The 12,402-nt window shown below is 59.3% G+C and carries 10 protein-coding genes; 9 read left to right on the top strand and 1 reads right to left on the bottom strand.

All coding sequences use genetic code 11. From position 1 onward, the window contains the following. Positions 1 to 79: 79 nt before the first annotated feature. Entirely contained in the window at positions 80 to 1,282 is a 1,203-nt protein-coding gene (locus FHX14_RS25440) for an MFS transporter (RefSeq protein WP_003595744.1), read from the bottom strand. 353 nt (positions 1,283 to 1,635) lie between these two features. Here FHX14_RS25440 and FHX14_RS25435 point away from each other — a divergent pair, with 353 nt between their 5' ends. The 9 genes from FHX14_RS25435 to FHX14_RS25395 all read left to right on the top strand — a co-directional run bounded on the left by FHX14_RS25435 (position 1,636) and on the right by FHX14_RS25395 (position 12,333). After that, positions 1,636 to 2,094 (top strand): helix-turn-helix domain-containing protein, encoded by a 459-nt coding sequence (locus FHX14_RS25435; protein WP_012560111.1) that lies wholly within the window; start codon positions 1,636 to 1,638, stop codon positions 2,092 to 2,094. Positions 2,095 to 2,121: 27 nt separating this feature from the next. Continuing rightward, entirely contained in the window at positions 2,122 to 4,071 is a 1,950-nt protein-coding gene (locus tag FHX14_RS25430) for an SARP family transcriptional regulator (RefSeq protein ID WP_184379501.1), read from the top strand. A gap of 129 nt (positions 4,072 to 4,200) precedes the next feature. Further along, a complete protein-coding gene (locus tag FHX14_RS25425; RefSeq protein ID WP_184379499.1) occupies positions 4,201 to 4,440 on the top strand; it encodes a hypothetical protein in 240 nt (79 codons plus the stop codon). Positions 4,441 to 4,751: 311 nt separating this feature from the next. Next, positions 4,752 to 5,966, top strand: coding sequence for a plasmid partitioning protein RepA (repA, locus tag FHX14_RS25420; RefSeq protein ID WP_184379496.1), 1,215 nt, complete (start codon positions 4,752 to 4,754; stop codon positions 5,964 to 5,966). Between the two features lie 42 nt (positions 5,967 to 6,008). Further along, positions 6,009 to 7,061 carry a plasmid partitioning protein RepB gene (gene repB, locus FHX14_RS25415; protein WP_184379494.1) on the top strand — a complete coding sequence of 351 codons (1,053 nt, stop codon included), beginning with the start codon at positions 6,009 to 6,011 and terminating at the stop codon, positions 7,059 to 7,061. Between the two features lie 149 nt (positions 7,062 to 7,210). Beyond that, on the top strand, positions 7,211 to 8,503 hold the full coding sequence (gene repC, locus FHX14_RS25410) for a plasmid replication protein RepC (protein ID WP_184379700.1): 1,293 nt from the start codon (positions 7,211 to 7,213) through the stop codon (positions 8,501 to 8,503). 474 nt (positions 8,504 to 8,977) lie between these two features. Next, positions 8,978 to 9,397, top strand: a complete 420-nt coding sequence (locus FHX14_RS25405; protein ID WP_184379492.1) for a hypothetical protein — start codon at positions 8,978 to 8,980, stop codon at positions 9,395 to 9,397. Positions 9,398 to 9,649: 252 nt separating this feature from the next. Further along, positions 9,650 to 10,216, top strand: a complete 567-nt coding sequence (locus FHX14_RS25400; RefSeq protein WP_184379490.1) for a sugar transferase — start codon at positions 9,650 to 9,652, stop codon at positions 10,214 to 10,216. Positions 10,217 to 10,338: 122 nt separating this feature from the next. Further along, the gene (locus FHX14_RS25395; RefSeq protein WP_184379488.1) at positions 10,339 to 12,333 is read left to right on the top strand and encodes a nucleoside-diphosphate sugar epimerase/dehydratase; all 1,995 of its coding nucleotides are present in this window, start codon (positions 10,339 to 10,341) and stop codon (positions 12,331 to 12,333) included. Positions 12,334 to 12,402 lie beyond the last annotated feature (69 nt).

Raw genomic sequence — 12,402 nt, 5'->3', positions numbered from 1 at the left:
TTGCGACACCGCATCAGTCATGGAGCCCGGAATATGGCGGATATTCCGGGTCGATGCGGTGTCGAAGCGCGATATCGCCTCAGACTGGTTTTGGCTTCGGGATGCGCGGCAGGAAGATCGTCAGCAGACCGAGAAGCGGCAGGTAGGAGCAGATGCGGTAGACGAAGTCGATGCCGTGGGTATCGGCGAAGCTGCCGAGCAGTGCTGCACCCAGCCCCCCTGCCCCGAACGCAAAACCGAAGAAGACGCCGGCAATCAGCCCGACGCGTCCGGGCACTAGTTCCTGCGCGAAGACGACGATTGCCGAGAAGGCCGAAGCGAAAATCAGGCCGATGGCGACGCTGAGCACGCCCGTCCAGAACAGGTTTGCATAGGGTAGGAGCAGCGCGAAAGGAATGACGCCGAGGATCGAGAACCAGATGACGAAACGAGCGCCGAAGCGATCGCCGATCGGCCCGCCGAGAAACGTGCCGACGGCGACCGAGCCGAGGAAGAGGAAGAGCATCAGCTGCGCCTGCTGGACGCTGAGCGCAAACCTGTCGATGACATAGAAGGTGAAGTAGCTCGACACGCTGGCCATGTAGACATTTTTCGTCGCCGTCAGCAGCACGAGGATCAGCAGCGCCCAGACCACCCTGTTCTGCGGCAGCGGCAGGGCGCGGCTTACCGCAGGCTTGCTGGCGTTCTGGCGACGATGGCCAATATACCAGTTGCCGACCCAGCTCAGCACGACCATGCCGACCATGGCGATGGCGGCAAACCAGGAGACGCTGTGCTGGCCGAGCGGTAGCACGATGAAGGCGGCGAGCAGCGGACCGATCGCCTGGCCGGCATTGCCGCCGACCTGAAAGAAGGACTGCGCGAAACCGTGGCGGCCGCCGGAGGCAAGACGGGCGACGCGCGAGGATTCCGGGTGGAAGACCGCCGAGCCGAAGCCGATCAGGCTGGCAGCGACGAGCAGCATGGCGAAGCTGCCGGCATTGCCGAGCAGGATGAGGCCGCAAAAGGTGCTCGCCATGCCGACCGGCAGCGAATAGGGCATCGGCCAGCGGTCGGTGACGATGCCGACCAGCGGCTGCAACAGCGACGCCGTGACCTGGAACGTCATGGTGAGCAGGCCGATCTGCACGAAATCGAGATCGTAATTCGCCTTGAACAGCGGATAGAGCGAGGCGAGCAGCGACTGCATGATGTCGTTCAGCATATGACAGAAGCTGACCGCCATCAGGATCGACATCGTTGTTTTTTCGAAACGGGGCGCGCTCTCGGCAACAGTTGCCATGGAATTCCTCCTGGACGGCCCGGTTGGTTGCTGTGCCGCGTCGCTTTATTCGATGGATTTCGCGCGATCGGGGCTGGGAAAGATGATCGAGCGGCGGTCGCTTAAGTGCATTTAGCGTAAGCCGGGGGGCGGCAACAGCCCAGTTTCATCAGGATCGGTACGGCTTTTGTTCGATTTTCCCTTTTGCAGCCTATCCTGCGCTGCTTTACCCCTTGCCGGACGGGGGCTTTCCTACCACACTCGGTTGCGATCATCGCACATATCGTATGCGATGTGAAAACAACCATGGAAAACCGGGACGGGGGATACTACAGCTGCGTCGATTGAAATGCGATCGAGGCTGAAAATACGCGATGAATGTCAAGACACCGAATGCAATAGACGGCTATGTCGGAGCGCGCATAAGAATGCGCCGGCAGTTGCTCGGAATGAGCCAGGAACGGCTTGCCGAGCAGATCGGCGTGACCTTTCAGCAGGTTCAGAAATACGAGAAGGGCATCAACCGCATCGGCGCGAGCCGTCTGCAGCGAATAGCCGACGTGCTTCACACCTCGCCGAGCTTTTTCTTTGAACAGGAAAATTCCGAGCCGTTGACGTTGCAAGGGCTTGATCTGCCGGCAAATAGCGACCCGGTTGCCGAATTCCTGCAAACGAAAGAAGGGTTGGTGCTCAACCGCGCCTTTCTGAAGATCGCCGACCGGAATATCCGGGAAACGATCATCGCATTGGTGAAGGCGATGGCGCAGGCGGAAAGCAGCGGTGTAACATTAGGCGCCCCTGTCGCGGATATCACCCTTCCGCTCGGAGAATAGTCGGACATATCGGCAGGCATTATCCGCATGAAGCTCAGGCTCGAATCATTTGGTGAGTTGCGGCTGATCGACCCCGCCGGGCGACCGGCGGCGTTCCCGGAAAAAGGCCTGCTGGCGATTTGTTATCTGCGGGACCGTGATTTGCGCGACGGAGCCGGGAGCGAATATCCGCGCTCGGCGCTGGCGCGGTTCTTGTGGGACAGCCACGACAATTCTGACATCATGGCCAACCTGCGCAAAACCATATCGCGCATTCAGAAGCGTCAGACCGAACTCGGTGCCGAGCTTCTGGCCTTCACGGCGACCGGCGTGCGGGTCAGGTCGGATGCATTTTCAGGTGATCTCTTCGAACTTGCCGACCCCGAAGGCGACGACGCGCTTGGCAGGCTGCGGCGGCTGGTTGCCATCCTTCGCCAGGATTTCCTGGCGGGGCTCGCCGACCAAAGCGCCACTACGCGGCAGTGGATCGCCGGCCAGCGTGACCGGCACATGGCAGTTCTGGTGGATGCGCTGAAGACGGCGCTGCCCGCTGCCCGGTCGCGAGAGGATGTCAGCCTGATCAAGGAGGCGGCGCTCAGGATTTTCCGCGAGGCACCGGATGACGAGAACATTCGTCGCATCCTTCTGGAGGCCTATGAGTCCGAAGGTCAGCTGGAGAAAGCGCGCCGCCTTTTCGAGACGAGCAGGCATCAGCTGGAAAGCGCAGTCGATATCGGCCTTGACGTGCAGGCGCTGGGAGAGGTCCGCAAGATCTTCGCCGGTAGTCGACCACCGCAGAGCGCTGCGGTACCGCTCATCGATGGCGGCGTTCGAGTTCCCGGTCCCCTCCCCCGTCTGGTGCTGCTGCCGCCGCGCGGGACGGATGCCATCGGTGCCTTGCCGATGCTCTCCGATGCTCTGATCGAGGATGTGACCATCGGCCTTTGCGCACTGAATACGGTTTCGGTGGTCGCACCCCATACGGCCGCTCGCATCGCACACAATGCCGACAAGGCCCAGCTGATCCTGCGCCATTCGATTTCCTATGTTCTCGACACGAGGCTGACCAATCGTGCGGGCAGCCCTGCGCTCTTTGTCCAGCTGATTTATGCCGGCAGCGATGAAGTCATCTGGGCCGAGCGTTTCAGCCTCGAGAAATACGAATTGATAAGCCACCGGCGCGACATCGCGCGGCAGATTGCCAAAGAGCTTGCCGGGCAGGTCCGCCGGCATGAAACCATGCGCGATGCCTTCGAGGGCAATTCGGCCGCCTATCATAGCTACCTTCTCGGTCTGCGGGATATCAAGCGGCTTGCCTTGCCCGACGTGCGCCGCTCCCGGAAGGCTTTCCGCGAAGCGCTTCAGCACAGCGCACATTTTGCCCCTGCGCTCAGCGGATTGTCGCGCACGTTTCTTGTCGAATGGTTGCTGACGGCGCGCGGCGACAGCGAGTTGCTCGGGCTCGCGGAAGACTATGCGAACCGCGCGATCGTTGCCGATCCGTCGTTTGCGGCCGGCTTTCGAGAACTCGGCGTTGCCAAACTTTATCTCGGGGAGCTTGATGAAAGCGTCGTGGCGCTGAAGCTCGCGGAAGAGCTGAGCCCGCATTATGCAGACGGCATTGCAAGTTATGCCGATACGCTCGTCCATGCGTCGCGCCCTGCCGATGCATTGGCCAAGATCGAGCGGGCCATCTCGCTCAATCCGTTGAGTCCGACCGACTATCTATGGACGGCGGCCGGCGCGAATTTCGCCCTTGGGCATTATGCCGAGGCGCTTGAGCAGATTTCTATCATGGACGATCGCACACCGGCCGATCGGCTTTCGGCCGCCTGCTGGGCGATGCTCGGTGATATGAAAAACGCGCGTATTTATATGCGCAAGGTGCGCGAGATTTATCCGGATTTCGATGTCGACAAATGGCTTTCGGTCGTTCCCTTCAAGGAGCAATGGCAGAAGGAACAGTATCGCGAGGCATTACGCAGGGCCGGCTTCTGAAGTCTGGGGTCGAAAAGTGTAAGCCGGCAATTCCTGTCACGCCTGTGTCACGCGCGTCTTTCGTCCAAGAGGATTAAGCTGCCTTTGCTCTGCCGGCATGCGCCGGCAAGGAAGCTGGAGAATTCTCAGATGCACGATGCAACCGAAGCAGCCACGACGCCGAAAAGTGACGACGAGCTCAAGGAGCTGGTATCGCTCGCCCGCCTCGTTGCCTATGCCCGAGAGAACGCCAGAGACCTCAACGCCGAATTCTCCGCCTATTGCCTCGACCTTGCGTTTGGCGCCCTGATCCAGGACCTCGACAGAAGCGGCGTATCGCTTTCCCACGAAAGCGGTCAGGACGGTAGTCTTTTCGGCACGCGGCACTGAGCGGCGGTCACGGTCCGGCTGACGAGCCGTTGCAGGCTTGCCTGGAGAACTCCACGCATTCATATTTCGATTCCCGCTTGTGCCAATCGGCTATCATAGCGATACGGTGTTTGCTCCGGCGATTCGGCCTATAAACACGCGGCAGCTGCGCGGGCAGCGCCGGCGGGCGCCATGTCCAAGCCTTTGAAAAAGATTGGACAACCTCGCGGTAGGGTCTTGTTAACCCTATTTGCCTTGCCACCCCTCCAGAATCGGCGCTAAATGCGGTTTCAAAGCTCGCAGGGCTTTTAAATCGCATTTTCGAGATTTCCATGAATATGGCACCGCAGATAGAAAAAGCAATTTCCGATGTCGACCAACTGATTATTGGTCAGGCGCAGGAACTGTCCGACAAGCTGAAGCAGCATCGGCTTGAAATGTTTCCGCCGCGTGCGCTGAAAGGGCTCAGGGAGTTTCAGCTGGCTGAAGTGGCGCGTTTTCTCGGCGTGACCAGCGGCTATCTTCGCAATCTGTCGTTGGAAGGTAAGGGCGCCCTTCCCCAGGTCACGCCATCGGGCCGCCGGTCTTATACGGCCGAGCAGATGGAAGAGATGCGCAGCTTCCTGGAGCACAATGCTCGCGCCGGAACGCATTATTTGCGTCACCGCCAAGGCAGCGAACATCTCCAGGTCGTTGCCGTCGTCAATTTTAAGGGCGGCAGCGGCAAGACCACGAGTGCCGCGCATCTTGCCCAGCACCTTGCCCTGACCGGTCACCGTGTGCTTGCCGTCGACCTCGACCCGCAGGCATCTCTCTCGGCCATCCACGGCTTTCAGCCTGAGTTCGACGTCAACGAGAATGAGACGCTCTACGCCGCCATTCGCTATGACGATCAGCGACGGCCGCTGAGGGAGATCATCCGGCCGACGAATTTCCCCAACTTGCATTTGGTGCCCGGCAATCTCGAGCTGATGGAATTCGAGCATGATACGCCGCGCGTGCTCGCTCAGGGCAAGGCCGGCGACTATGGGCGCGTCTTCTTCGCGCGGCTGGACGAGGCGCTGTCTTCGGTTGCCGATGATTACGATGTCGTCATCATCGACTGCCCTCCCCAGCTCGGCTTTTTGACGATGAGCGCCATTTGCGGCGCAACGGCGGTTTTGATCACCGTGCATCCTCAGATGCTCGATGTCATGTCGATGTGCCAGTTCCTGCAGATGCTCGGCGAAGTGCTGAATACGCTGAAAGGCGCCGGCGGCGATATGAACCTCGACTGGTTGCGTTATCTCGTGACCCGCTACGACCCGCAGGACGGGCCGCAGACGCAGATGGTCGCCTTCATGCGTTCGATGTTCAAGAACCACGTGCTGACCAATCCGATGTTGCGCAGCGTCGCGATCTCGGATGCGGCGATGACCAACCAGACGCTTTACGAGGTCGAGCGGAGCCAGTTCACCCGCGCGACCTATGACCGCGCCATGGAGGCAATGGATGCCGTCAACAATGAGATCGGCGATCTCATTCACAAGGCCTGGGGGCGGAAATGACCGGAAAGTTTACCGCGGTAAACAGGGGCGAGGAGCGGGCTGATGGCACGTAAGAATCTCCTCTCGGGGCTGATGGACGATTCCAAGAAGTTTACTGCGGTAAACAACGAGGACGAGCCGCTTCAGAGGGACGAGAAGCAGCAGATTACCTACAAGGGAATCGGCGCGCTTGGAGCGGTCACGCGCAGTATTGATGCGCTGGCTGCCAAGGCCGACGCGGCCAAAGCGATCGAGGAGAAGCTGGCGACCGGCGAGACGGTGATCGATCTCGACCCTGCCCTGATCGAAGATTCGTTCGTGACCGACCGGCTGGCCCATGCCGACGAACAGTTTCGCGAATTGGTCGAGGCGATCCGCCAACGTGGTCAGGATTCGCCGATCCTCGTCCGCCCGCATCCCGACAAGGACGGACGGTATCAGATTGCTTTCGGCCACCGTCGCGCCCGGGCTGCCAAAGAACTCGGCAGACCTGTCCGCGCCGTCGTCAAGAAACTTGACGATCGCGACCATGTCATCGCGCAGGGCCAGGAGAATTCGGCGCGCGCCGATCTCTCGTTCATCGAGAGGACGATGTTCGCCGACAAGCTCGACTCGTTGGGTTTCGACAGGGAAACGATCATGTCGGCGCTCAGCGCCGATAAGACGACGGTTTCCAAGATGCTGTCCGTCACCAAGCGGATCCCAACCGAAGTCCTGGCCGCGATCGGTGCGGCAAAGACCACCGGCCGTGACCGCTGGCACGATCTGTCGGTAAAATTCGAGACCGAAAACATCTCGACCCGGGCGATCGCGTTCAGCAGGTCGGCGGAATTCGAGACAGCGGAGCCTGATGTCCGCTTCGATATGCTGGTTGCCTTCATCAGCAGAAGGCAACAGCCGGCATCATCGACAGCGACGCTTCAGCCCGCGGCTCATGCCTGGCAGCGCAAGGACGGCGCGGTCAAGGCGAAGATCAAGGATGACGGGAAACAGTTCACCATTGCGCTGAAGGCGGAAAAGGCTTCTGCCTTTGGAGCCTATATCGCCAGCAATCTGGATCGTCTTTACGAGGCGTTCGAGAAGACACAGGATTCGATGAAAAACGGAGATCAATAAGCAAAAGAAAAGGCCCCCGAACGTTGCCGTCGCGGAAGCCCTCTCTGATCTAGACACCCAGAGAATCACATTTCCGCGAATCATAGTCAAGAGTCTTTGGCACCGAATTTGGTGAGCTGCGATCTTTTGCCTTGAAGAAGGCGAAGACAATGGAAAGCAGAAGTGTGACGACGCCCTTCGGGCGGCGGCCGATGACGTTTGGCATGCTGGCAAGCCAAACGGCTGCTCGCAAAATCGAGCCCGGCCAATCAATTGATAAGTGGAAACTCTATCGTGCGCTGTGCGAGGCGCGGCCGCTGCTCGGCGTCACCGACCGGGCGCTGGCTATTCTGAACGCCTTGCTGAGCTTCTATCCCAAGGGAGAGATCTCCGAAGACAACGGGCTTGTCGTGTTTCCTTCCAATGCACAGCTCTCCCTGCGCGCGCATGGCATGGCGGAGCAGACAATCCGCCGGCATCTGGCGAGCTTGATCGAGGCCGGCTTGCTGATCCGCAAGGATAGCCCCAACGGCAAGCGTTACGCCCGCAAGGAGCAGGGAGGGGAGCTGCGCGAGGCATTCGGCTTCTCGCTGGCGCCGCTGCTCGCACGCGCCGAGGAGATCGAGCGGCTGGCGGCGGAGGTGGTTGCGGAACGATTGCACCTGCAGCGGCTCAGAGAACGCTTGACGCTCTGCCGGCGCGACGTCGCCAAGCTTATCGAGATGGCGTTGGAGGAGGGGGCTGCCGGCGATTGGAGTGCGGTTCACCTGCATTTTCGCAATGCCGTCGAGCGCCTGCCACGGTCGCCATCCGCCGAACAGGTCGCCGCCGCGCTCGACGAATTGGAGTTGTTGCGCGAAGAGATCGTCAATCAGTTGGAAATGCAAGTTAAAACCTACAATCAAAGCGGCAATGCCCAACATACTGAGCGGCACATACAGAATTCAAATCCACATTCCATTTCTGAACTTGAACCAAGCTTCGAACCGAAGCAGGGCGCGACTTCGGATGATCGATCGCCAGGTTGGGCCGAACCGATAGCCCAAATACACAAAGATGAAGGGAAGAACGAGCATGTGTCCGGGGCACGCGTTGCCTCCGCTACCAATGGGGGGCTCAAATCCTTCCCCCTGGGGCTGGTGCTGCAGGCCTGCCCGGAGATCGCAGCCTATGGGCCCCAGGGGTCGGTCGGCACGTGGCGCGATCTGATGGCGGCGGCTGTCGTCGTTCGTTCGATGCTCGGCGTCAGCCCCTCGGCCTATGAAGAGGCCTGCGAGATCATGGGAGCTGAAAATGCCGCGACCGTCATGGCCTGTGTCCTCGAAAGGGCAGGGCATATCAACTCGGCCGGCGGCTATCTGCGCGATCTGACACGCCGCGCCGAGAGAGGCGAATTCGCCATCGGTCCGATGCTGATGGCCCTTGCCCGCAGCAATTCGCCGATCAGAGGGAAGACAGGATGAAGGTTCGCTTCACGACCTGCGCGGCGCAGCTTTTATGGTTAACGAAATGTGACGGAAATGAAAGCGAAGATAACTTCTGATTGGGAGCTTCTTGCTTTTGGATCATGGAGTTAGACGCGCTGCGGACGAGGCGGAAGAGGGGCCGTCGCAATTCGGGAACTTGATCTGGGTCTCGACCTTGAGCCAGCCGCGGCCGCAGTCCAGGCCGATGATCTCCGAGCGACGGCCACGCGTGGTTTTGTCTGTGAGTTTGCTAATAGCCGCTCTGCTTATCTTCGTCACCCCCAACCTGGAAAGACGTGTTGCGTTTGACGGGCGTGTGATAGGAAGCCCGAACTGAAGACGAAAGATCCACGGGTGAGGCCCCATGAACGTTGCTCTATACGCGGACTACATTGCCGACCTCAGGACCTTGTTTGCGGAATTGGATAGGCATCTGAACGATTTCAGACTTTTAACGTTCGTCTGGAGTTGGTGGCGGCGGGCGGCCTGATCGTCTACGAGACGAAACGGCGCAAAGGGCTGACGGACAGCATCTATTACGGCCACTCGGCCGAAACCTCGTCCAACCATCAGATATCGCAGTCCACGGCTTTTTCCGCAATCGACCGGTTTTTCGCTCTTGGTCAGTTCGTGGCATTGGCCGGCGGGATTGATAACCGCGCCGGAAGCGACAGCGCGTCTGCACAGGCGGTGGACGGCCAATACCCCCATTGTGCAGTCAATTTTTCCTATCGCAAGAAGGGCCAGCCGGTGGCTCGGTCCATGCTGATGGTGTTCATCGGGTTTAATGATGAGGCGGATGCTTTGCAGCGTCTGTCGACAATCGACGATCCGTCTGACTTGGTGGCGGAGCGGCCGTACCGCTCGCTTAAGTCCTACGAGTGGAGGTGATGGCCCAGGCCTGTATTGCCGATACCCGTTCCCGCCATCCCTACGCCCAACTATAAGGCAATGGCACGACGGCATCGTCTGATGGCCAATTCCTCCGAGCGAGAGCGTGCCGCCAAGCGAGAGAGGCCGGGTAGCCAATATGTCGGGTGAATCACGATGTCTCGCAGTTGACGCGAAAGGCTTTTTGACGATACGGCAAAGCCATAGCGCAAAGAGCGGTAAGCGCCGGTGAGCAAGGAAGAGCTGCGGAACATGGGTTTGAAACGGGCGGTGGATTTTTTCCTGGCTGTGATTGCTTCGATGATCCTGTTCGTTCCGATCCTTATCGTCGCTCTTTGTGTTCGCCTCACTTCGCCGGGACCAATCCTCTATTGGTCAAAACGTGTCGGCCGTTTCAATCGGCTCTTCCTGATGCCGAAATTCCGCAGCATGCGGGTTGACACGCCAACGGTCGCTACGCATCTGCTCGAAAATCCGGATCGGTTCTTGACACCCATCGGCTCGTTTCTGCGGAAATCGAGCCTCGACGAACTGCCGCAACTCTGGTGCATTCTGGGGGGCAGGATGAGTTTCGTGGGCCCACGGCCGGCGCTTTACAATCAGGATGATCTGATCGAGCTGCGGACGGCCCATGGTGTCGACCAGCTTCTGCCCGGATTGACCGGGTGGGCGCAGATCAACGGCCGCGACGAGTTGCCTGTTCCGGAGAAGGTGAAATTCGACGTCGAATATCTTAAGCGGCGTTCATTCGGCTTCGACATGCGCATCCTGTTTCTGACCGCAGGCAAGGTAATCCGCCGCAAGGGAATACAGCACTAGGCTACCTACTTCTGATAGATAAGCGGTGCGGAAGACCTTGGTTTCCGATTATTTCAGTTGCGCTCGTTGCAGAAAGCGACAAGAAGGTGGTTGTCTGTTGATCTGCGAGACGCTGGTGAGCGATGCCTGAAAATTCTCCCTCTGAGACATCGCGCTCACGATGGTTGTTGGTGCCGATGCAAGCGCTCGTCGCCCCTTTGCTGGCGATGCCGCGGGTTGCCAAACGCGCTCTGGCATTGCTGGTGGATTCCAGCTTTTGTGTTCTGACGATCTGGCTAGCCTATTGCTTCCGGCTGAATGAATGGACGGTGCTGACCGGCGTGCAGTGGTTGCCGGTTTTCGTTTCGCTGTGCATGGCGCTTCCCATCTTCATCGTCATGGGCATGTATCGGGCGATCTTCCGTTATGCCAATCTGGCCGCGTTCATCACCGTTTTAAAGGCGATTGCGATCTACGGCTTCGCCTTCATGACGATATTTACGGCTCTCAGCGTGCCTGGTGTCCCGAGAACCGTCGGCATTCTCCAGCCTTTCCTGCTGCTGATTGGGATCGGGCTGTCGCGGCTGGGTATCCGTTATTGGCTGGGCGATGCCTACCAGCGTATCCTTCACAAGAATATGCTCGCCAAGGTCCTCATCTATGGGGCTGGTAAGGCCGGGCGGCAATTGGCGGCTGCCCTGACGAACAGCGCCGAACTCAACGTCGTCGGCTATCTGGATGATGATCCGCGCCTCAAGGGTGGCGTCATGGGTGGCTTGCCGATCTATGACCCCTCGGATCTTCCGGTGCTTGCCGAAACCCTTGGCGTGCACAATGTGCTTCTTGCTTTGCCGTCTGCCTCCCGGCAGCGTCGCAACGAAATCCTGGAGCATATCCGCAAAGCCAGGGTGAATGTTCGTACATTGCCGGATCTCACGGCGCTCGCTCAGGGACGAGTCGCCGTCTCCGACATTCGTGAGCTGGAGATCGAAGATCTGCTGGGGAGAGAAGCGGTCGCGCCGCGGCAGGAATTGCTCGACAAGGCGATGCGCAACAAGGTGGTGATGGTGACGGGCGCCGGCGGCTCGATCGGCGGCGAGTTATGCCGCCAGATTCTGCGCAACGCGCCTTCCAGCCTGATCCTCCTCGATCAGAACGAGTTTGCGCTTTATAATATCGATGCCGAATTGCGGAAGCTCGCCGAACTCTACGAGCATGAAAATCTGCAGATCGTTCCGATCCTCTGTTCCGTCCGCGATCAGGACCGCATGGAGCATATCATCCAGAGCTGGCGGCCGCAGACGCTCTATCATGCCGCCGCCTACAAGCATGTGCCGCTTGTCGAACATAATGCCGTGGAAGGCATCAAGAACAACGTCATGGGTACGCTTGTTGCGGCGCGCGCGGCGCGTAAATACGGCGTCTCGAATTTCGTGCTGATCAGTACGGATAAGGCCGTGCGTCCGACAAATGTCATGGGCGCCAGCAAGAGGCTGGCGGAGATGGTTCTGCAGGCGCTCGCCGCAGAATCGGCAACCGACAGACTGCGAACGAATTTTTCCATGGTCCGCTTCGGAAACGTCCTCGGCTCCTCCGGATCCGTCGTACCGCTTTTCAGGCAACAGATCAAGGAAGGCGGCCCCGTCACGCTAACGCATCGTGAGATAACCCGCTATTTCATGACCATTTCGGAAGCCTCGCAGCTCGTTATCCAGGCCGGCGCGATGGGCGAGGGCGGCGATGTTTTCCTGCTCGATATGGGAGAACCCGTTCGCATCGCCGACCTTGCCCGCAAGATGGTGGAGCTGTCCGGGCTGAGCGTCCGCGACGACAACAGCCCCGAAGGGGATATCGAGCTTTCCGTGACCGGTCTCAGGCCCGGCGAGAAGCTCTATGAAGAACTGCTGATCGGGGATAATCCGGAAACAACCGAACATCCCCGGATCATGAAGGCGCGTGAGGATTTCCTGTTGTGGCCGGAGCTTTTGAAAAGGCTCAACTCGCTCAACGCGGCATTGGATCGGAACGATATGGCCGCTTCACGTGCGATATTGGCCGAGCTTGTTTCGGGCTATTCGTCGACGGGTGAGGTCTCGGATCTGGCATTCACCGGCGCCGAAACCAATACGGCCGCCTGAGCCATCACGGACGTCAAAGCACGCGCCAAACTTGATTTATGCAACGCACCGCCGCCCACTTCCGCGGGC

Origin of the sequence: Rhizobium sp. BK619 (assembly GCF_014195245.1) — a bacterium.
In the GTDB taxonomy this organism is placed as follows: Bacteria; Pseudomonadota; Alphaproteobacteria; order Rhizobiales; family Rhizobiaceae; genus Rhizobium; species Rhizobium acidisoli.
Note: the sequence above shows the minus strand (reverse complement) of the source record. Positions and strands in the feature narration are given on the sequence as shown.